The following is a 21,332-nucleotide window of genomic DNA, read 5'->3' as shown; positions in this document are numbered from 1 at the left end:
CAGCCCGACGCACCGACCGTCATGCGGCCGGATGAGGGCATGCGGCCGGTTGAGGGCATGCGGCCGGTTGAGGCGCCGGCCGGTGGCGGCCGCAAACCCGAAGGGGTGTTGCGTCGCGGTTGGACGACCGGCGCCTGTGCTACAGCCGCCACGGCCGCCGCGTTCACCGCATTGGCCACCGGCCGGTTTCCCGACAGTGTCCAGATCACGCTGCCCAAAGGCGAGCAGCCGGTCTTTACCCTGGCCGAGCGCCGGGTGGAGCGGGGTGGCGCCATCACCGCCGGCATCGTCAAGGATGCCGGCGACGATCCGGATGTCACCCATGGCGCGCTGATCCTGGCGACGGTCGCGCCGGCGGCCCCCGGTAGCGGCGTGGTGTTTCGCGCCGGAGCCGGGGTCGGCACCGTCACCCGCCCCGGACTGCCGGTGCCGGTGGGGGAGCCCGCGATCAATCCGGTGCCGCGCCGGCTGATGACCGAGACCATCACCCGGCTGGCGGGACTGTTCGGCCATCCGGGCGATGTCACGATCACGATTTCGGTGCCCGGCGGTGCAGCTCTGGCCGAGCGCACCTGGAACCCGCGCCTGGGCATTCTGGGCGGCATCTCCATCCTGGGCACCACCGGTGTGGTCGTGCCCTATTCCTGCGCGGCCTGGATCCATTCCATTCACCGGGGTATCGATGTGGCGCGCGCCGCCGGTCTGGCCCGGGTCACCGGCTGCACCGGCTCGACCTCCGAGGCGATGCTGCGCCGCCTGCTGCCCGATCTGCCCGATCACGCGCTGATCGACATGGGCGATTTCGCCGGCGCGCTCGTCAAATATCTCCGCGCCCATCCGGTGCCGCATCTGGTGGTGGCGGGTGGTTTCGCCAAGCTGGCCAAACTGGCGCAAGGCGCGCTGGATCTGCATTCCTCGCGATCGACGGTCGATTTCACCCGACTCTCGGCCATGGCCGCCGGCATCGGCGCCGATGCGGAGCTGGTGTCGGCGATTGCCGGCGCCAACACCGCCAAACAGGTGCTGGACATGGCCATGGCGGCAGGCCTGCCGCTGGCCGCAGCGATTGCCGACGGCGCCCGCGCCACCCTGGCCGCGGCGGTTCATCCGGCACCGGTCATGGTCGATGTGGTGGTGGCCGACCGGCTGGGCAAGCCGGTGGCGGCAACCGACCCGGTTCTGCTCGGGGCGGCATGACATGGCGATCGGCGCGCCCCTGAAGCTGCTGATCCTGGGCGGCACCGCCGAGGCGCGGGCGCTGGCCGAGGCCGCGACCGGCGCCGGCCATGATGTCTGGACCTCGCTTGCCGGGGTCACCGACGAACCCCGCCGGCCGGCCGGGCGGCTGTTGAGCGGCGCGCTTGGCGGCATCGACGGGCTGACCCGGCTGTTGCAGGCCGAAGGTTTCGACCGGCTGATCGATGCCACCCACCCCTTCGCCGAAACCATGTCGGGCCATGCGGTCGAGGCCGCGCGCAGGGCGGCGGTGCCACGTCTGGTGCTGCGCCGGCCGCCCTGGACCGCCGGGATCGGCGATCGGTGGTATGGTGTCGCCGATCTGGCCGAGGCGCTGGAGACCCTGCCGAGAGCGGCCGCCCCTGAGGATGGCCGCGTGTTCGTGGCCACCGGCCGGCGCGGGCTGAACCTGCTGACCCGGCGCCTGGAATACGGCTTCGTGGTGCGGACGATCGAGCCGGTGACCGTGGTGCCGCCGGCGATCGACATCCGCTTCGTGCGCGATCGCGGGCCGTTCGATCTGGACGCCGAACGCCGGTTCTTCGCCGACCACGTCGTCTCCGCCGTGATCGCCAAGAATGCCGGCGGCACGGGCGCCATGGCCAAGATCGATGTTGCGCGGGAATGCCGCATCGCCGTCCTCATGATCGACCGGCCGCCGGTGCCCGATGGCCCGCTGGCGGCGGATGTCGCCGCCGCCATGGACTGGATCGGCCTGCCCGCCGAGCCCGTCTGAGCGACCTCACGTCCAGGCCGTATCGGCCTGGGTCAGCCGACCATCAGCGCGACACCGGCCAGCGCGATGCCGGCACCGACCGCACGTTCCAGCTTCGCCACCGACGCCTTGCGCATGCCCATGGCCACAGCGATGCCGGCCAGATGCAGCAGGGCGGTTGCGGCCACGAAGCCCAGCACATACAGCGCCGCCGATCCGCCGGCGGCCATTTCGGTGCCATGGGCATGGCCGTGGAACAGCGCGAAGACGCCGGCGATGGCGGCGGCGGCGACCGGGTTCGGCCTGAAGGCGAAGGCGATCATCAGCCCGAAGACCACGATCGAGGCGGTGATGCCAAGCTCGACACCCGGCAGGCCGATGCCGGCCATGCCCAGCGCGCCACCGGCGATCATCAGCACGACGAAGCCCAGCGGTGCCGCCCAGATCATGCGGCCGCCGGTCTGACCGGCCCAGAAGCCGACCGCGAGCATGGCCAGCACGTGATCCAGCCCGCCGATCGGATGGGCGAAACCGCTCATGAAGCCCGCGACCTCATGGCCGGTATGGGCGAAGGCCGGGCTGGCCAGGAGCAGGCCGGCGGTTGCGGTGCCGAGCGTGGTGGACAGAAGGCGTCGGAACATGGGTGCGGTCTCCGTCGTCGGGACGTCTGGCGTCGTGGATGAAAAGCAGGGACGGGTGGTGCGGATCAACTGGACCTGACGCGGGGGGCTGCGTCTGCGTCGGCGCCCGCGTGGCCGGCTGTGGGTGCCGGTCTGGCGCGCCGGGGCGCGGTCCGCTTCGGGCGCAACACATGCGCATGTCCAGGATCGTAAAGTGCGCTGTCGGCGAAGTCGCCGGGTTCGAAGACATGGCCCACCAGCACCAGCGCCGTGCGGGTGATCTTGGCGGCGCGGACCTTGGCCGCGATATCGGCCAGCGTGCCGCGAATGATCATCTGATCGGGCCAGCTTGCGCGATAGACCACCACCACCGGGCAGTCGTCGCCGTAATGGGGGCCAAGTGTGCGGTGGATCTGGGGCAGGAAGCGGATCGACAGATGGATGGCGAGCGTCGCCCGCGACCGGCCCAGTTCCTCTAGCGTCTCGCCCTCGGGCATTGGTGACGAGGCATGGCCGGTGCGCGTGACGATGATGGTCTGCGAGATGCCGGGCAGGGTCAGTTCGCTTTGCAGGGCCGCCGCCGCCGCCGCGAAGGCCGGCACACCCGGTGTGACGTCGAAGGGAATGCCCAGCGCCCGCAGCCGGCGCATCTGTTCGGCCGTGGCGCCATAGATCGACGGATCGCCGGAATGGACCCGCGCCACGTCATGGCCAAGCGCATGGGCCTGGCGCATCTCCTCGACGATCTCGTCCAGGGTCAGCGGGGCGGTGTCGATGATCCGTGCGCCTGCGGGCGCATAGTCGATCACCTCACGCGGGACCAGGGATCCGGCATAAAGGCAGACCGGGGCACGCGCGATCAGGTCGCGGCCGCGCAGGGTGATCAGGTCGGGCGCTCCCGGCCCGGCGCCGATGAAATGAACCGTCATGCCACCTCCTCGCCGCGGCTGCCATAGCCACGGGGTGTATAGACCCGCACCCCCTGGCCCAGATCGAGCCGGCGGGTGCCGCGCGCGCCGACCATCACCAGGGTCAGCATGTCGACGGCGTCGACATCCAGGCGCCCAAGCTCGATCACCGTCACCGTTTCGTCGGGCCGGCCCAGATTGCGGGCCAGGATCACCGGCGTTGCCGGTCCGCGCGCGGCCAGCAGGATCTCGCGCGCCCGCGCCAGTTGGTGACGGCGGCGGCGCGAGACCGGGTTGTAGAACGCGACCACGAAATCGCCGTCGGCGGCGGCCTGCACCCGGCGTTCGATCACCGGCCAGGGGGTCATCAGATCCGACAGCGAGATGGCGCAGAAATCATGGCCGAGCGGCGCGCCGGCACGGGCCGCCGCCGCCTGCAGGGCCGAGATGCCGGGGGAGACCCGCACCCGCACCCGCGACCACAGCGGGCGCGGGCCGCCCTGATCCTGGCCACGCTCGATCAACTCATAGACCAGGGCCGCCATGGCATAGATCCCGGCATCGCCCGAACAGACCAGGGCGACCTCGCGCCCTTCGGCCGCGAGGTCGAGCGCGCAGGCAACCCGGCGCTCCTCCTCGCCCAGCTCATAGCCATGACGGCGCTTGCCCGCCGCGGCAGGCCCCAGCAGATCCAGATACAGGCCATAGCCGACCAGATCGGTCGATGCGGCGACCATGCGGTCGACCTCGGGCGTGCGCCAGTCGGCGCGGCCGGGGCCGATGCCCACCACATACAGCACCCCCGGCGCCCGGCCGGTGCGGTCGATATCGATCGGCGCCGGTGCCAGCGCCACGGCACAGGTCGCCCGCGCCGATCTGCGCTTGGCCACGATCAGCCGGCCATCGGGGCCGGCGGCGGCCAGGGCCGCCGCCTCGGCCACACCGGCCACGCCGACGGTGGCCTGCACATAAGCGGAGGGGGTTTCGAGGCGCGGGGCCTCTTCGGCCAGCCGCGCCGCCGGAAAAATCCTGACCGGCAGGCCACGGGCCTCGGCGGCGGCGGCGATGCCGGCTTCGTCGGCCTTGATGTCGATGGTGACGATCAGGGCCACGGCCTCGGGCGCCAGCCCGGCATCGGCCAGGGTGTCGTCGATCAGCCGGCCGATTTCGGCCGCCGGCGCACCGCGATCCGATCCGATGCCGATCGCGAGGCTCTGTGGATGATAGAGCAGCCCGCCATCGGGTGCATTGATGCGCAGATGACTGGTCACCACCGCCACGGCACCGTCTGCCGCCTGCGGCAGATGGGCCAGCCAGTCGGGCAGGGTGGTGTCGGGCCAGGTGGGATCGGCCAGGGTGGGATCGAGCCGTATGGCGGCGCCGGCGACCAGTGCCGCCATCGCCGGCTTCGGATCGCAGTCTGCCGCCAGTCGCCAGCCGGCGGGCGGATCGTCGAGCGCCACGCCGAAGCGCAGATCGCCGGCGGTGGTGATGGCCGCGACCGCACCGATGGCGCCGGCGATCCGCCGCGCCAGATCATTCGCGCCATGATGGCCACCCAGCAGGGGCACCACCACGCTGGCATCTTCCGCCACCGCCAGCACCGGCGGTTCGGTGGCCTTGGTGGCCAGCACCGGCGCCAGCATCCGGATCAACGCGCCGGCGGCGGCGATGCCGATCACCGGCCGGCTGGCCAGGAACAGCGCCCGCAGGCCATCGGCCACCGGTTCAAGCGGCGCCACCTCGATGCGCTCGGCGGCATCCAGCCGGGCATGGGGGCCGGTGATCACGGCGCCGGGCAGCAGGGCCGCCAGCCGCCGGGCCAGCGGCAGCGCCGATGGCCCCAGGATCAGGATGGCGGGGGTCATATCGGTCATCGGGTCGCCTCGCCGCGTCGGTGAACCAGGATCAGGCTGAAATAGGGGGCCGTGTCATCGGCCAGCATCGACAGCTTCAGGATGCGTTCCTCCGGCCGGGTGGCGTGTTCCACATACCAGGCGTGGTCGGCAAGGCCTGCCGCCGTCAGCACCCGGCGCAGCTTGGCCAGATGGCGGCCGATTTTCAGAAAGGCGGCACCATCGGCCGCGTCCAGCCGGCGGGCCAGTTCGGCTTCGGGCAGGGTTGCGGGGATGATCGCCAGGCTGTCGGTGCGCGCCGCCAGCGGCAGCACCAGCCGGGCGGCGGCGGCGGTCATCGAGGTGATGCCCGGCACCACCTCGATCCGGAAGCGCCCCGACAACCGGGCCGCCAGATACATGAACGAGCCGAAGGTGAGCGGGTCGCCCTCGCACAGCACGCCGACATCGTGGCCCTCGGCCAGATGCCCGGCGATCCGGGCCGCGCCGGCATCATAGGCGGCGGCACCGGCGGCGCGGTCCTCGCGCATCGGCATCGCGATCGCGATCAGCGTGGCGTCGGCGCGGATCAGGTCGCCGGCGATGCCACGGGCGAGCCCGGCCTCCGCGCCCGAGGCCGGCCCGGCGGCGCCGGCCTCGGGTGTCTCGGCATGGATATGCGCGATCACCGGCAGGCTGGCCAGCAACCGGGCCGCCTTCAGCGTGATCAACTCAGGATCGCCCGGGCCCATGCCCAGCCCGATCAGCCGGCCGGCGGCGGCATCGCCGATCCCTGCCGCCATCAGCGTTTCCTCCAGACATACTGAGTGACCGGCATCGCGGCGCGCCAGCCCATATGCGGCCCCACCGGCACCGCGCGGGCGGCCTGAACGCGGATCAGATCGCCGCCATGGTGATGATGGGCATCCGCCAGCGCCGCCTCGCCCGAGAGCGTGACGGCGTTGGCGACCAGCCGTCCGCCCGGGATCAGGCGATCCATCAGCAGCGCGATCAGGCCATCCTGTGCGACGGCGCCGCCCAGAAAGATCGCATCCGGCGCCGGCAGGCCGTCCAGCGCCGCCGGTGCCGACCCCTCGATCACCGTCAGCGCCGGCACGCCCAGCGCCTCGGCATTGCCGCGGATGCGGGCCGCCCGGTCTCTGCGGGGCTCGACCGCGACCGCCCGGGCGGTGGCCTCGGCGCGCAGCCATTCGATCCCGATCGAGCCATTGCCCGCGCCGATATCCCAGAGCAGCGCGCGCGGTGCCGGCATCAGCCGGGCCAGGGTGATCGCCCGCATCTCGCGTTTCGTCAACTGGCCGTCATGATCGAAGGCGTCATCATCCAGCCCCGGCACGGTCGGGTGCCAGTCGGTCGCGGCATCGGCCGCAAGCGTCACCGCCACCGTGTTCAGGTCGGCGGTGATGGCATCGCCCCAATCGGCGGCGCGGGTCTGGCGGATCGTTTCATGTGGGCCGCCCAGGCAGGCGAGCACGGTCATCCGGCTGGCACCGAAGCCGCGTTCGGCCAGCCGGCGGGCGATCGCCGCCGGGGCGGCACCGTCGTCGGTATATATAACGAGCTGCGCGCCCGGCTGGAGATGCCGGTCGAGCAGCGCCAGCGGTCGGCCATGCAGGGTGATCAGCCGCACATCCGGCAGCGACCAGCCCAGCCGCGCGCAGACCAGGCTGGCGGCCGAGGGTGCCGGATGCACCGTCAGCGCATCGGCGCCGAACCAGCGCGCCAGCGTGGTGCCGATGCCCCAGCAGAACGGATCGCCACTGGCCAGAACCACCAGATCATGACCGCGCGCCGCCTCGATCACCGGCCGCAGGGCCTTGAGCGGGCTGGGCCAGGCATGTTTCGGGCGGGTGTCGCCGGCCGGCAGCATCGCCAGATGACGGTCGCCGCCGATCAGGATCGTGGCCGCATCGATGCAGGCGCGGGCCTGCGCCCCCAGACCGCCAAGCCCGTCCTCGCCGATGCCGACCACCGTGATCCAGGGGGCGGTGTCTGCCCTCATGGTGTCCATCACAGCGCCTCCTCGTTCGGGGCGGCAATGGCGTTCACCGCCGCCGAGGCCATGGCGCTGCCACCCATCCGGCCGGGCAGGGTGAGGCAGGGGATGGCGAGCCCGGCATCGAGCAGCGCCTGCTTGCTTTCCGCCGCACCGACGAACCCCACCGGAAAGGCCAGGATCGCCGCCGGGCGCGGGCCGCCGGCCGTGATGATCTCGATCAGCCGGAACAGGGCTGTCGGCGCGTTGCCGATCGCGACCACCGCGCCGGCGATCCGGTCACCCAGCGCATCGATCGCCGCCGCCGACCGGGTGGTGCCATTGGCGGCGGCCAGCCGGTCGGTCCGGGGATCGTCGAGCCCGCAGAGCACGGTGTTGCCGGCGGGCAGGCGACGGCGGATCACGCCCGACGCCACCATCCGGCAATCGGCGATCACCGGCGCGCCGGCGGCCAGGGCCGCGCGGCCCGCGCCGGCGACATCACCCTGAAACGCCAGCCGGCCGGCGATATCGACCATGCCGCAGGCATGCACCACCCGGATCGCCACGCCATGCAGGCTGTCGGGCAGATGGCCCAGCGGCGCCTCGGCCCGGATGATCGCGAACGATCGGGCATAGATCGCGGCCGGGTCGCGGTCATAGGTCGGGGTTGCGGCCTCGTTCAGAACCAGCGGCACCGTCATCTCTTGGCCGCCTTCAGGCTGACAGGGCCCAGCGGATGATCGGCATGGGGGTAGGGGTGGTGATGATGGCCGTGCCCATGCGCGTGATCATGCCCGTGCCCATGATCATGGTCGTGATCATGATCATGATGTGCGGCGTCATGGCCGGCCTCGGCCGGGGCGGGCGCGCCGGTGCCGATGCCCTCGACATGATGGTGATGGCTTTCCTGCGGCAGCCCGCGTTCGGCTTCGAAGCCCAGCACCTGCACCCGATATTTGCAGAGCTGGCAGTTCATGTTGCCGGTGCCGTGCACGATCTCCCGCACCCGGTCGACCATGGTCTCGATCACTTGCGGGTGGTCGCGCAGATAGCCGGCCTTCACGAATTCGATCTCGGGGAAATCGGCCGCGACCCGGTCGACGGCGTCATAGATCCGCTTGACCAGAATGCCGGTGAACAGGAAATAGGGGAACACCACGATCCGCCGGAAACCCAGTCGTACCGCATGGCGCAGGCCCGGCTCGGTCAGCGGGAAGGTGACGCCGGAATAGGCGGTCTCGGCCCAGCCCAGGCCCAGCCCTTCCCACAGCATCCGGCTGACCTTGGCGACATTGGAATTGGCGTCGGGGTCCGATGCGCCACGCCCCACCACCACCAGCAGGGTATCGTGCCGCGACACATGATCACCGGCCGCGCGCGCGGCATCGGCGCGGGCGATGGCGCTGTCCACCCGCTCGCCCGCCGCGCGCAGCATCCGCGGATCGATGCCCAGCTCGCGACCATAGCGGATGGTGAAGCCGGGATCGGCCCGGCCCTGCGCCATCTCGCCGCCCTGGCGCACGCTGGTCTGATAGGTGTTCAGCACCGACGGGATGTCGTTCTTGGCGTGGCCGGCGGCGAACAGCATGCCCGGCACCGCCAGCACCTCACGCACCCCTTGGGCGCGCAGCCGGTCCAGGCCGTCGCGGATGATCGGCTTCGCGAACTCCAGATAGCCGTACTCGACCGGCACGGGGGTAAAGCGGCGGCGCAACGCGATCGCGAGTTCAGCGAATTCGTCGACCGCGCCCTGATCGCGGCTGCCATGGCCGCAGATCATGATCCCCTGTCCGTCACCCAGTCCGAGCATCGCCTTGCATCCTCCGCTCTCACACGATCCGGGCATCCGGCATCGGGCGGGCGGGGTGGAAGGCGACAGAGCGCGTCGGGGGCGCGGACGGCGCGGCAGTATCGGCGATGCATCCCTCTATATATAGAGAGAGTGGCGCCAAGCGATCCGCGACGATCGGCATCCCACGCGGGCTTCCGTCAGGATCCGCCCGTCCGCCGGCGCTGGTTGGCCCGGCGAAGCCCCGTCGCGACTGGCGTCCCGGGGCGTGGTGGCCGGTTCCGCTGTCATGCGGGCCGGCCTTCATCTCCGATCACCATGCGTCAACCGCGTCTGGGATGCAACAGCCGGTCGCTCTTCAATCATGGCGCAAGTAATATGTGCACTGCACCTACACGTCGGCGGGTCCGGGGGGTCGATTCCCCCCCGCCGATGGCCCGGACGATCCCTTGCGGGTTGCAGGACCAGGGGGGGCACCCCATGGCGCCGTGTGCCCCGGCGGGTGGTGGCCGAGAATGCGAGTGCTTGAAAGTCAATGGGTTAGCTTGGCCAATCCCTTGTAAAGCAAGGGGTTTTCATTCTTGACACGCATATGGCTTCCCCGTATGGTTCACGCGCCTTCGGCAGCGCTGTTGCGGCGCGGCCGGCGCGCCCGGATCGCCGGATGACGGTTCGTCATATGTGTGATGCTCACGCATCGATGACCCGGCATTCGTTGGTTCACCAGGGCCTTTCACCGACTGGATGCAAAGGCGGGCCAGACGCTCATGAACGACCGGGACGATGACTCGGGACTGAAAGAGCTTGAAGCCCGTCTGAAGCAGGCACGCGTGTCCACCGACCGCCGCAATGGCGACGGCCCGGAGAATTCGCGTGGGCCGGCGAGGGGCGTGGGGTTCGCCGCCCGTATCGGAACAGACATCCTGGCGGCGCTGGTCGTCGGTCTCGGTCTGGGCTGGTTTCTGGACCGGTGGCTCGGGACGGCGCCTTTCGCGATGATGGTCTTTTTTGTACTTGGTGCGGCGGCCGGCATACGCAATGCCTATCGCCTGGCCAACCGCACAATGGGCGAGATCGACGCGGAAGAGAAGGCGGGCCAGGATGCAGGGGGCCGGGACGCGGCGGACCGGACTGCGGCGGGTGATCAGCCCGGCGAGGACGGGAAACGCTGACGAACGGCATGCCTGCGGGCTTGGCAAGCCACAGATTTCGCTGGCCATGGATCGGTGATCCGGGGTACAGCCGGACGGAAATCGGGTTCGCGGGGTAACCGCGGACGTAAGGTGCGGAAGGTGTACGGCACGGTGACTGACGTGCCGAACGGCTCCGGCCAGGGTTGAGTTCTTAAAAGAGCGAGGACCACGGTGGCGGAAGCGCATAGCCCGCTTGAGCAGTTCGAGATCAAGCGTCTGGTCGACCTCCAGATCGGCGGCGTCGACATCTCCTTCACCAACTCGTCGCTGTGGATGTTCATTGCCATCGCGGGCGTGACCCTGTTCCTGACGCTTGGCTCTCGCAGCCGGGCGATGGTTCCTGGTCGGGGCCAGTCGATGGCGGAAATGTCCTACGAGTTTGTAGCGAACATGCTCCGCGATAACGTGGGATCGGAAGGGCGGAAGTATTTCCCCTTCATCTTCACGCTGTTCATGTTCATTTTGTTCGCCAATCTGGCGGGCATGCTCCCTTACAGCTTCACCACGACCAGCCATATCGTCGTGACCTTCGCGATGGCGCTGTTCGTCTGGATCCTGACCACGGTCATCGGTCTGGTGAAGCATGGCACGCACTTCTTCAGCTTCTTCGTTCCGCAGGGTGTGCCCGTGTGGATGATGCCGCTGGTCGTGCCGATCGAGATCATCTCCTACCTGTCGCGGCCGATCAGCCTTGCGGTGCGACTGTTCGCCAACATGGTTGCCGGTCACACGATGCTGAAAGTGCTGGCCGGCTTCATCATCGCACTCGGCGTCGCCGGCATTGCGCCTCTCGTGGTGGTCGTGGGCCTTACCGCCCTCGAACTCTTCATCGCGGCACTCCAGGCCTATGTCTTCGCGATCCTGAGCTGCATCTACCTGAACGACGCACTTCACCTGCATTGAGAACATCGGGCCTCGGGGTTTAAGGGCCGGCGACGTCGCCGGGCCACCCCTTGGTCGCGAGCAGGTTATGGGCGATCGCCCCTCGTTGAAAACCAGTCCCTTTGTCAAGATAAGGAAGTTGAGCGATGGAACTGGAAGCCGCAAAGATGATCGGTGCCGGCCTCGCTGTGCTCGCGCTGTTCGGCGTCGGTATCGGTATCGGCAACATCTTCTCCTCGCTGGTCAGCTCGCTGGCGCGCAACCCCTCGGTCCGCACCACCGTGTTCCCGCTGGCAATGCTGGGCTTCGCGCTGGTTGAGGCGGTCGGCCTCTTCGCCCTGCTGATCGCGCTGATCATTCTCTTCGTGTTCTGATCAGCACGCAGCCGGGATCCGGTACCGAACGGGCCCGAGGGGTGTGAAAACACCACCTCGGGCGCGTTCGTGAGGGCCCGGAGGGCAGGTGCGTGGAGCCATGGTCTTGAACCATGTACCCCTGCGCCCCATGCCCGCCCGCGCCAGACTTTCGACATGACGGCCGGCCTCATGCCCCGTCCACGAAATGCCCCGGGAGACCCATGCCTCAGTTCGAACCGAGCACCTTCGCGTCGCAGATCTTCTGGCTGGTGGTATCCTTCGGCCTGCTCTATCTGCTGATGTCGAAGATCGCGCTCCCGCGCATCGCCGATATCCTCGAGGTGCGCCAGGACCGTATCGCCGCTGATCTCGATCGTGCCGAAGCGCTCCGGCGCGAGGCCGAAGAGGCGCGCGCGGCCTATGAACTGGCCCTGAGCGACGCCCGTTCCGAAGCCCAGAAGCTTCTGGAAAACGCGGCCGAGCAGGCCCAGGCCGAGGCCCAGCGTCAGCTTGACGCGCTCGATGAGCGTCTGGCCGCCAAGGTGCGCGAAGCCGAAGTCGCCATCGCCGCCGCCAAGACGGCTGCCATGGCCGACATGGCGACGCTCGCGACCGAGACCGCCGAAGCCGCGACCGCCAAGCTGGCCGGTGCACCGGTCGATCCGGCCACCGTGCGCCGCGCCGTCGACACGGCGCTTGCCGCCACCTCGTCGCGGAAGGAGTGAGGCTGATGTTCTCCGATCCCACCTTCTGGGTCGCTATCGCCTTCATCCTCTGCATGGTGGGCCTTGGTTTCCTCAAGGTTCATAAGATGATCGGCGGCATGCTGGACGCCCGGGCCGACGCGATCCGCGCCGAGCTCGACGCGGCGCAGAAGCTGCGCGAGGATGCCCAGGCCCTGCTGGCCCAGTATCAGCGCAAGCAGCGCGAGGCGATGCAGGAAGCCGAGCAGATGGTCGCCCATGCCCGTCACGAGGCCAAGCGCATCGTCGAGCAGGGCCAGACCCAGCTCTCGCAGTCGATCGAGCGCCGCGAGCGGATGGCGATGACCAAGATCTCGCAGGCCGAAAGCGACGCCATCGCCGAGGTCCGCGCGACCGCGGTCGACGTGGCCATGGCGGCGACCGAGCAGGTGCTGCGCACCCAGCTTTCGGCCGATCGCCAGGCCCGACTGGTCGACGACACCATTGCGAGCCTGAAGACACTGCATTGAGGCCGACAGGCCGGGCGGCCATGCCGGCGAAGCCGGCCATGGCGTTTTGGATGCCGGAAAATGCCCCTGACGGTTCTGCCGCCAGGGGCATTTTCCGTTGGGCGGCCAGATCGCTGTTGCCCTGCTGGCACGGAGGTCGCCGACGGTCCATCAGCCATGCCTGCGGCCTCGCCATGGCCTCGGCGATCAGGCAGGATGCCAACGCGGGCGGGCGGGTTCGCGGCCGGATACAGTCGCCAGGATGCGGTCGATGCTGCCGGTGGCCGGCCGATGCGATCCGGGGCTCCGGAGCGATCCGGGGCTGGAAGCCCCTCGGCGGTCCGCAGAGCAGTCAAGATGGGGACGGGACGGGGCGTGTTACGGTTTCATTCACTCAGGGTGGCGGTATTCCTGGGCGTCGCGCTGATTCTCGGCGTGACAGCGGGCGTCATCCTGCCATCGACCACCATACTGCTTGAACGGAGCTTCGTGGCCGAGCGCGACCGCGAGGCCCGCAACACCGTCGACCTGTTCGCGACCAGCCTGCGCGAGCGTTTCCAGGCCCTGATCCGTCAGAAGGTCGATACGGTCGAGCAGCGCAAGCGCTCGCTGGAGGATCACGGCAATCAGGTGGTGTCGGTGCTCCAGTCGTTTCGCGGCATGGCGGCAACCGGACGGATGTCCGAGACCGAGGCGCGAAACGCGGCGCTCGACTGGCTGGTCAGTCAGCCACGCAGCGAAACTCGCTATATTCTGGTCTATGACGGCCAGATGCGGATGCTGGTGCATCCCGACATCGCCCGGCTTGGCCAGACCCTGCTCGACGGCGTCGACATGAAGGGCCGGCCGACCTTCGCCGCTGCACGCGCGGATGTGCTGACCTATGGCAATACCTTTTCGACCTTCGAACGCCCCAGCCTGGACGAGACCAGCACCCGGCTGAAATTCGGCTTCTTCCGCGGCTTTGCCCCCTGGGACTGGACCGTGGCGATCATCGCCGATGCCGAGGATGTCCAGCGGGCCGCCGATGCCCAGATCGACCAGATGATCCGCGACCTCACCACCAGCGTGCACGCGCTGCGGCTGGGCGATCGCGGCCGGGCGATGATCTTCGACGGCGCCGGCCATATGGTGATCGCCCCCCAGGGCGGCGATGCGGCCTGTGCCGCGGTCACCACCGGTGCCGGCGGCTGTGGCGATCTGTTCCACATGCTGCCGGGCGATCTGCCGCGCCAGCGCACCACCGGCGTCACCCCGCCTGACGATGCCGGCGATCTGGTGCTCTATGCCTATCTGTTCCGCCCGCTGGACTGGCGGGTGGCGCTGGTGCTGTCGCGCGACGACATTCTGGGGCCGGCGCATGAGGTGACGCGCAATCAGGCCCTGCTGCTGGGCAGCGTGCTTGTGCTGTCGTTCCTGGCCGCCTATCCCCTGTCGGGCCTGCTGGTCCGGCCGCTGCGCCGGCTGGAGGTGCGGGTCCGGGCACTGTCGTCGCAGGACTTCACCCGCGATGCCGAGCCCGACGCCGATCTTGCCCGGCTGATCGACGACCGGCGCGACGAAATCGGCCGGCTGGCCGGCGCCTTCGCCTTCATGGACCGCACGCTGCGCGAGAAGATCCGCGAGCTGATCAAGATCACCGAAGAGCGGATGCGCATCGAAGGTGAACTGGCGGCGGCGCGCGACATTCAGGAAGGCCTGCTGCCCAAGACCTTCCCGCCCTTCCCAGGCCGGCCGGAAATCAACCTGAACGCCCGGCTGATCTCGGCCAAGGAGGTCGGCGGCGACCTGTTCGACTTCTTCTTTGCCGAGGACCGCTATTTCTATTTCGTGGTCGGCGACGTTTCAGGCAAGGGCGTGCCGGCGGCGCTGTTCATGGCGATCACCCGGACGCTGCTGAAGACGTCGGCCGAGAAGGGCCTCAGCCCGGCGGGCATGCTGGCCGAGGTGAACGACATGCTGGCGCGTGACAATCCGAACACCATGTTCGTCACCCTGTTCTGCGGCCGGCTGGATCTGGCCAGTGGCCGGCTGGAATACTGCAATGCTGGCCACAACCCGCCGCTGCTGTTGCGCAAGGGGGCGGCCCCGGAAGCGCTGACCACGGTCTGCGGTCCGGCGCTGGGCGTGATCGAGGACATGCCCTATCGGGCCATGGCGCTGGACCTCATGCCCGGCGATGACCTTCTGGTCTATACCGATGGCGTCACCGAGGCCCATAATCCGCAGAATGTCCTGTATGGCGAACCCCGGCTGTTCGGCATCGCCGAGCCCGGCATGCAGGGCGATCCCGCCGGCTTCGTCGACCGCCTGTTCGACGACATCACCGAATTCGTCGACGGTGCCGCCCAATCGGACGACATCACCGTCTTCGCCCTTCACTATGCGGGGCCGGCCGAGGCCGCCTCGAACCCGCCTGCGGCACTACGGAGCATCGGATGACCTTGAGGAAGCCTGCCACCCTGTTCGGCCGCGCCATGCTCTCGCTGCTGATCGGCCTTGCCCTTGCCGGCCTGCTTCTGGGCCTTGTGCCGGCATCGGCAGATGCCGCCGAGGCGGCAGCCTCTCCGCCGCCGACCGCCGCCGAGCGCGCCGCCGCCGAAGCGGTGCCGGAAACCCCGCCTGCAACCGCGCCTGAACACCGGTTCCGGATCGGCTATTACGAGGGCGGGCAGTATGCCGATTACAAGATCATCCTGGCGGCGATCGTGCGGGGCATGATCCAACTGGGCTGGGTGCCGGCCATCGACCTGCCGCCGAATGACAGCTTCGCCAATTCGGCCGAGCTGTGGCAGTACCTGGTGGCCAATGCCCGCGGCCCCTATGTCGAATTCGCGGCCGATGCGCATTACACGGCCGGCGATTTCGACCCGGAGCGGCGCAAGCTGGTGCGGCCTGAACTGATCGAGCGGCTGGCGACCCGCGGCGACATCGACCTGATGATCGCGATGGGCACCTGGGCCGGCCAGGATCTGGCCAATGACGCGGTGGCGGTACCGGTGGTCGTGGCCTCGACCTCCGACCCGGTGGCGGCCAAGATCATCCCCAACCCGGATGACAGCGGCCGTCCCAATCTGCATGCCAAGGTCGAGCCCGGCCGCTATGGCCGCCAGGTCGAGCTGTTCGAGGACATCGTCGAGGCCGATCGCCTGGGCATCGTCTATGAGAACACGCCGGAAGGCCGGACCTTCGCCGCGATCGAGGAACTGGAAGCGGTGTCGGCCAATCGCGGCTTCGAACTGGTGACCTGCTTCGCGCCGTTCAACGGCGTCGATCAGGAGGTGGCGAAGGCCGAGGCGGTGCGCTGCTATGAGGAGCTGGCCCCGAAGGTCGATGCCTTCTACATCACCGTGCATCGCGGCGTGACCAGCAGCAGCCTGCCCCGCATCGTGCAGGCGGCGCTGGATGCCGGCATCCCGACCTTCTCGATGGCCGGATCGGCGGATGTCCGCCGGGGCGTGCTGATGAGCATCGCCCAGGGCGACTTCACCTATGTCGGGCGGTATCACGCCGAAATCATCGGCCGGATCCTGAACGGCGCCCTGCCGCGGGCGCTGGATCAGCGCTGGGTGGCGCCGGCGAAGATCGCGCTCAATCTCGAGACCATGGAGGTCATCGGCTTCAACCCGCCGGTCGACATCCTGCTGGCCGCCGACGAGATCTATCGCACCATCGAGCAGTGAGCCGGCAGGTCGTTCCGGGCGGGTGAGGCATCCACGCCGACACCCGGCCCAGCACCATCCGGCCCAGCACCATTCAGGCCGGCACCATTCAGGCCGGCACCATTCAGGCCGGCACCATTCAGGCCAGCACCATTCAGGCCGGCACCACGCCGGCTGGCGCTATCCAGGCTGGCAGGCACATGGCGGCGCGCGGTCACCAGCGCGCGCAGACGCCGGTCCATGCTGCCATGGCCGGCCTCGACCATGGCGATGGCGCGGTCAGCGCCACTCTGACCGGTGCGGCAGACATGGTCGGGATAGGCCAGGAAGCGCTGATCGGCGCCGTCCAGCCCGCTGGCCGCAATCTCCACCAGTTCGGCGGCCAGGGCGGCGGCGGTCAGGCCATCGACCTCGGCTGCCATGGCATCGCGGATCGCGGCGGTCCGGAGGGCCATCAAGCGGCCCCAGCCATGGCGGTCGATGGCTGAAAGCGCGCGGTCGGGATTGGCGAGCAGGCCTTTCTGAAGCGCGCCGGCGGCATTGACCACGCTGCCGGCGACCGCCGGCCCGGCCCGGTCGATCAGGTCGCGATCGGGCAGATTGGCGCCGGGGGCGCGGCCCTCCAGATAAACCGCACGGGTGCAGGCGCCCATCAGCGCCGCGATGGCGTCGTCATCGTCGATCGCCGCCACCAGATCGGCGGGATCGGGCATGTGATCGGGCGAAAAGGTGAAGCGCAGTCGGGCGTCGAGGAAATTCGACGACTGCATCGCCGCGAAATGGCCGGCGGTGGGCGTGACCATCACCTCGGCGCCGCTGTCGCCATACAACCGTCCGGCCCAGCCCTGCCGGCGGGTCAGAAACTGGCGCAGGCTGGGCGTGCCGTTGATCTCGACCAGTCCGCCGATCTTCGACGTCGGCGCCAGATCGGCCGGGCCGAAGGGCAGGGCCGGAACCGGCGCATCCATGCCCAACGCCCAGCGCAGATAGGCGCCAAGGCCGTTGAACGGCTGCGCCGGCGGCTGAAAGCAGATCCGGTCACGCGCCGCATGGGCCGTGCCGCACATCCGCGGCCACAGGGTCAGCCGGTTTTCCTTGAAGCCGGTGGCCGCGCCGTTTTCGAACGGGCTGTTGGCGAACAGGGCGATGAAGGCGGCGGAAAAGCCCAGCACGATGTTGACCGCATCGGCGCCGCGCGCGATCTCGACATCGGTCGACGGGCTGTTATGGGCCTTGGCGTCGATACCCGAGGCATGCACCCAGCCCCGGGTCTGGTTCCAATAATCATAGACCGGTTTGGGCGCGCGGGTGCGGGCATAGAAGCCGGCGTCGGTGGCCTGGAACGGATGTTCGGCCAGATTGACCAGCATGCCGCCTTCGGCCGCGACCGCGGCGCCGATCCGGTCCAGGGCTGCGGCCGCCGATGCGTCGAGGGCGGCCAGATCGGGCTCGGGGCCAAGCGATGCTTCCAGATTGTTGAAGCCGTTATCGACCGAGATCATGCCCGACGGGTCGCGCAGGCCGATCAGCGCGCCGCCCAGCATCAACGCCGATACCGGGCCATCGCTGGAGCCGCCGGCGGAAAGAAGATGGCTGAAGGCGCCGGGCACCGCCAGACTGTGGCCATCGGCCTCTGACGCCACCGGCAGTTCCACCTCGACACCCACCTTGACCGGCGCGGCACGCCACCCGATCCCGTTCATTGTCCGACCGCCTTGCCGATGGGGGCGTCCGTGGCCGCCGTATCGCCCGGCTGGCCGCCGCCCGGGCCGGATGAGCCTGCCAGCCCCTTGACGATCCCCAGCTTGACCGGCGCCTTGTCGAGCAGCAGGAAGATCAGCCCGGCCACCAGCATCAGCCCGGCGGTGGCGGCAAGGCCGGCGGTGGTGCCGACCACGGCGAACAGCCCGCCGACGATCAGCGGCCCCAGCATCTGCCCGAACTTGTCGGCCGAGCGCTTCATGCTGACCGCGCGGCCGATGCCGGCGCGGGCGACGCCTTCACCCTGCAGGCCATGGGCGCTTTGTGCGCCGCCGGCGATGCTGCCCGACACGCCGATCAGGAACACGGCGGCGACCAGCGCCATCAGATTGCCGCCCAGACTGGCGACCACCAGGGCCGCGGCGGCGGCGATCGCCCCCGCCACGATGAACGGACGCTTGTCGGTCATCCGGTCGGTCAACCGTCCGAACAGCGGCCCCAGGATGATCACCGCCAGACCGTTCACCATCAGCACGCGGCCGATATCGGACTGGTTGATCCCCTGCTCAGACAGATAAACCGGCACGGCGAAATTCAGCAGCCCGACCTGGGCGATCGAGAACGGCACGACACTGCACAGCAGCACCAGCATGAAGGTGCGGTCGCCGAGCAGGCCCCGCCAGCCACCACCCTCTGCGGCGGCAACCGGCCGGGTGGCCGGTTCGATCACGGGGGCGGCCGGCAGCGGCGTTGCCGTGTCGTCATCGACCACGGCGATGGCGTCGGTGCCGCCGGTGGTGGCGGATAGCTGCTGGCGGGCGGCGGTGATCGCCACCACCGCCACGATCAGCGGCAGCAGCAGGAACACCGCCGCCATCAGGAACACGTTGCCATAGCCCAGTTGCTCGGCCAGCATCGCGCCGATCGCGGTGCCGCACATCTGGCCCACGAAGATGCCGGCGATCAGTGCCGCCGTGGCACTGCCGCGCCGTTCCGGCCGGGTGGTAGCGTAAAGATGGCTCTGAATGCCCATCCAGGCGAAGCCATAACCCAGCCCGCCCAGCGCGCGGGCGGCGACGAATCCCAGCGGATCGTTGGTGACCGTCATGACCAGCATCGAGCACAGATTGGCCAGGCCGCACAGGGCGAAGCCGGTCAGCACCGGCACCTGCCAGCCCCGCCGGTCGGCCATCGGGCCGGCGATCAGGGCGGTGATCAGCGCGCAGAACATTTCAGCCGAGACCGGGGCCGCCATCAGCATGTCGCTGGGCGGCTGTCCGCCCGTGGCCGACAGCGCCCGCATCGCCAGCGGCACGAACGACAATGGCAGCGACCAGGACAGCAGAAACAGGAAGGCCATCGGCCGGGCGAAACGGCTGTCGGCGATGGCGGTGGCTGCGGCCGAGCGCCCGCGCACGGCCGCGAACACGAAGATCAGCCCTTCGCCCACGATCATCGCCGATACCAGCGCGAGCGTGATGGCATCCAGCACGCGGGCGCGCACGCTGGTGGCGATGGTGCTGCCCGACAGGGTGACGGCGACATAGCCGGCGGGTCGGTCATCCGAGCCGATGGCGGTGCCGTCTGCCGCGACCGATCGGGTAAGCGCGCGGCGCACCACCGGGCCGCTGCCGGCATCGGTCACGCCATAGCCGGCGATCCGCCGGCCATCGGCATCGATCAGCTCGGCACCGCCGATCAGCGGCACGGCATCCACCAGCCGGGCGAAATTATCCTCGATCCGGCTCATGTAGCGCAGGTCGATGCCCTTGTCGAGCAACTGGTCCAGGTCATGGGCAACCGATGTTGCCAGACGGTCGCCCTGGCGGCTGGCGGCGGCTTCGACAGCACCCCGGAATTCGCGGATGCTATAGGCGGCGAAGGCAAGCTGGGCCACCACCACCACGGCGATGCCGGCGATGCGCATCCAGCCCAGTTGCAGGGTGCCGCGCTTTCGGCCGCGACGCGACAGGGCGAGACCCAGCGCCACGGTCAGCACCACGCCGGCCAGCGTGATGGCGATGGCGGCCAGCGTCATCGCCTGGACGGTTTCGGTCACCGCCGCGGTCTGTGCGCCGGCGGGCAGGGCGGTCGCCAGATGGCCGATCACCCGGCCGCCGGCCTCGCGGATCGGGAACAGCACCCAGCGGGTGCCATCGGCCACCACGTCATGCACCCGGCCGCCGCCGCTATCGGCCTGTACGGCCGGAGGCAGTTCGCCCCGGCCCCGCAGCTCCAGAACGCCGCCCGTGGCATCCAGCACCGCGGCCTGGGTGACCACGGGGATGTCGGCGCGGATATCGTCGAGCAGGGCGTCGAGGCCGGCGAATTTCTCCAGCGGCTTGCCATAGCGCACCGATACCTGCAGCCGGTCGGCCCATTTGCCGCCAACCGCCTGCACCTCGCTCAACGTGGCTTCGGCATCCACGCGCTTCAGGGCGGTGAGGTTCAGAAAGCCTGCGATCCCCATACAGACCGGCAGCAGCAGTGCCAGAGCCAGGGTCAGCCGGAAGATCGGTCCGCGGGGGGCAGATGGCGAAGTCATGGGTGCAAGGGTCCGACGGCAGATATGGCTGCGGCCGGAGCGACCGTCAGCGGCGCCTATCCTACGACGGTCCGCCAGAAATTGCGCGGGGCAGGCATCACCGGATCAACCCGGATTGACACCTGGCCACATGCCGGCCACACATGATCGGGCAACTGTGCCACATCTGTGGCGGCAGACAGGCCGCACGCGGCGGATCGGCAGGGGTCCGGGGACGAATGATGGCATCCGGCACGGGACCAGCGGGTATGCCGGTCATGCAAAAACCCCGCGCCTCGGAAGAGGCACGGGGTCTTCGTATATCGGTCCGGTGGGCTCTAGACAAGCCCTGGACGGCAAACCCGTTAGGGTCAGCCGACGATCCGGAGGTTGTCGGCAGTCATCTTGCCGCTGCGACGGTCAGCGACCAGTTCGTAATCAACGCGCTGGCCTTCGACCAGCTCGCCGATGCCCGAACGCTCGACGGCGCTGATGTGCACGAACGCGTCATTGCCGCCATTGTCGGGAGCGATGAAGCCGAAGCCCTTCTGGGCGTTGAACCACTTAACGGTGCCGGTCTGCATGGGGAATGTCCTCATCTGCAGTGTGTCTACATAGCCGCGTTACCGCAGCCATCGGAATCGCATTTCAGGAAAGAAGAGTATCAGCTCGACGCAAATTTTTTAGCGCAAGATCAAGTCATTCTGGTCCATCCATCGA

19 protein-coding genes are annotated in these 21,332 nt (G+C 69.1%); 9 read left to right on the top strand and 10 right to left on the bottom strand.

The features are described from left to right. The first annotated feature begins 57 nt into the window (after window positions 1-57). Together WG924_RS22040 and WG924_RS22035 are read left to right on the top strand one after the other, a co-directional pair. On the top strand, window positions 58-1,197 hold the full coding sequence (locus tag WG924_RS22040; RefSeq protein WP_345935244.1) for a cobalt-precorrin-5B (C(1))-methyltransferase: 1,140 nt from the start codon (window positions 58-60) through the stop codon (window positions 1,195-1,197). A gap of 1 nt (window position 1,198) precedes the next feature. Beyond that, on the top strand, window positions 1,199-1,972 hold the full coding sequence (locus tag WG924_RS22035; RefSeq protein ID WP_345935211.1) for a cobalt-precorrin-6A reductase: 774 nt from the start codon (window positions 1,199-1,201) through the stop codon (window positions 1,970-1,972). 32 nt (window positions 1,973-2,004) lie between these two features. On the opposite strand, the gene WG924_RS22030 is transcribed toward WG924_RS22035, so the two are convergent. From WG924_RS22030 to WG924_RS22000, 7 genes are all read right to left on the bottom strand, one after another. Continuing rightward, window positions 2,005-2,592: a HupE/UreJ family protein gene (locus WG924_RS22030; protein ID WP_345935210.1), complete on the bottom strand. Its 588-nt coding sequence runs from the start codon at window positions 2,590-2,592 to the stop codon at window positions 2,005-2,007. Window positions 2,593-2,657: 65 nt separating this feature from the next. Then, window positions 2,658-3,500, bottom strand: coding sequence for a precorrin-4 C(11)-methyltransferase (gene cobM / locus WG924_RS22025; protein WP_345935209.1), 843 nt, complete (start codon window positions 3,498-3,500; stop codon window positions 2,658-2,660). Beyond that, window positions 3,497-5,356, bottom strand: coding sequence for a precorrin-3B C(17)-methyltransferase (cobJ, locus tag WG924_RS22020; protein ID WP_345935208.1), 1,860 nt, complete (start codon window positions 5,354-5,356; stop codon window positions 3,497-3,499). The genes cobM and cobJ overlap by 4 nt, the downstream gene beginning before the upstream one ends. Then, window positions 5,353-6,117, bottom strand: coding sequence for a precorrin-2 C(20)-methyltransferase (gene cobI / locus WG924_RS22015; RefSeq protein ID WP_345935207.1), 765 nt, complete (start codon window positions 6,115-6,117; stop codon window positions 5,353-5,355). The genes cobJ and cobI overlap by 4 nt, the downstream gene beginning before the upstream one ends. Next, window positions 6,117-7,346, bottom strand: coding sequence for a precorrin-6y C5,15-methyltransferase (decarboxylating) subunit CbiE (cbiE, locus tag WG924_RS22010; RefSeq protein ID WP_345935206.1), 1,230 nt, complete (start codon window positions 7,344-7,346; stop codon window positions 6,117-6,119). Before cbiE ends, cobI begins: the two co-directional genes overlap by 1 nt. Beyond that, complete coding sequence (locus WG924_RS22005; protein WP_345935205.1) at window positions 7,346-8,014, bottom strand: precorrin-8X methylmutase; 669 nt, start codon at window positions 8,012-8,014, stop codon at window positions 7,346-7,348. The genes cbiE and WG924_RS22005 overlap by 1 nt, the downstream gene beginning before the upstream one ends. Further along, on the bottom strand, window positions 8,011-9,123 hold the full coding sequence (locus WG924_RS22000) for a sirohydrochlorin chelatase (RefSeq protein WP_345935204.1): 1,113 nt from the start codon (window positions 9,121-9,123) through the stop codon (window positions 8,011-8,013). Before WG924_RS22000 ends, WG924_RS22005 begins: the two co-directional genes overlap by 4 nt. 746 nt (window positions 9,124-9,869) lie before the next feature. Between WG924_RS22000 and WG924_RS21995 the strand changes: the two genes are divergently transcribed. From WG924_RS21995 to WG924_RS21965, 7 genes are all read left to right on the top strand, one after another. Next, window positions 9,870-10,274: an AtpZ/AtpI family protein gene (locus WG924_RS21995; RefSeq protein WP_345935203.1), complete on the top strand. Its 405-nt coding sequence runs from the start codon at window positions 9,870-9,872 to the stop codon at window positions 10,272-10,274. Between the two features lie 192 nt (window positions 10,275-10,466). After that, window positions 10,467-11,198: a F0F1 ATP synthase subunit A gene (locus tag WG924_RS21990; protein WP_345935202.1), complete on the top strand. Its 732-nt coding sequence runs from the start codon at window positions 10,467-10,469 to the stop codon at window positions 11,196-11,198. A gap of 125 nt (window positions 11,199-11,323) precedes the next feature. After that, window positions 11,324-11,551, top strand: coding sequence for an ATP synthase subunit C family protein (locus WG924_RS21985; protein WP_014746295.1), 228 nt, complete (start codon window positions 11,324-11,326; stop codon window positions 11,549-11,551). 203 nt (window positions 11,552-11,754) lie between these two features. Then, window positions 11,755-12,258, top strand: coding sequence for a F0F1 ATP synthase subunit B family protein (locus tag WG924_RS21980; RefSeq protein WP_345935200.1), 504 nt, complete (start codon window positions 11,755-11,757; stop codon window positions 12,256-12,258). Between the two features lie 5 nt (window positions 12,259-12,263). Continuing rightward, the gene (locus tag WG924_RS21975; RefSeq protein WP_345935199.1) at window positions 12,264-12,746 is read left to right on the top strand and encodes a F0F1 ATP synthase subunit B family protein; all 483 of its coding nucleotides are present in this window, start codon (window positions 12,264-12,266) and stop codon (window positions 12,744-12,746) included. A gap of 354 nt (window positions 12,747-13,100) precedes the next feature. After that, complete coding sequence (locus WG924_RS21970) at window positions 13,101-15,167, top strand: SpoIIE family protein phosphatase (RefSeq protein ID WP_345935198.1); 2,067 nt, start codon at window positions 13,101-13,103, stop codon at window positions 15,165-15,167. Further along, window positions 15,164-16,408: an ABC transporter substrate-binding protein gene (locus WG924_RS21965; protein ID WP_345935197.1), complete on the top strand. Its 1,245-nt coding sequence runs from the start codon at window positions 15,164-15,166 to the stop codon at window positions 16,406-16,408. Before WG924_RS21970 ends, WG924_RS21965 begins: the two co-directional genes overlap by 4 nt. Here WG924_RS21965 and WG924_RS21960 read toward each other — a convergent pair. The 3 genes from WG924_RS21960 to WG924_RS21950 form a co-directional block, all read right to left on the bottom strand. Then, complete coding sequence (locus tag WG924_RS21960) at window positions 16,387-18,090, bottom strand: glutamate-cysteine ligase family protein (RefSeq protein WP_345935196.1); 1,704 nt, start codon at window positions 18,088-18,090, stop codon at window positions 16,387-16,389. The two genes, WG924_RS21965 and WG924_RS21960, sit on opposite strands and share 22 nt — an antisense overlap. Then, the gene (locus tag WG924_RS21955; protein WP_345935195.1) at window positions 18,087-20,633 is read right to left on the bottom strand and encodes an MFS transporter; all 2,547 of its coding nucleotides are present in this window, start codon (window positions 20,631-20,633) and stop codon (window positions 18,087-18,089) included. The genes WG924_RS21960 and WG924_RS21955 overlap by 4 nt, the downstream gene beginning before the upstream one ends. A 350-nt stretch (window positions 20,634-20,983) precedes the next feature. Further along, complete coding sequence (locus WG924_RS21950; RefSeq protein WP_188575362.1) at window positions 20,984-21,196, bottom strand: cold-shock protein; 213 nt, start codon at window positions 21,194-21,196, stop codon at window positions 20,984-20,986. Between the last annotated feature and the right edge of the window lie 136 nt (window positions 21,197-21,332).

It is taken from the genome of Tistrella arctica, from assembly GCF_039630945.1.
In the GTDB taxonomy this organism is placed as follows: Bacteria; Pseudomonadota; Alphaproteobacteria; order Tistrellales; family Tistrellaceae; genus Tistrella; species Tistrella bauzanensis.
This window is presented reverse-complemented; position numbering and strand designations above follow the sequence as displayed.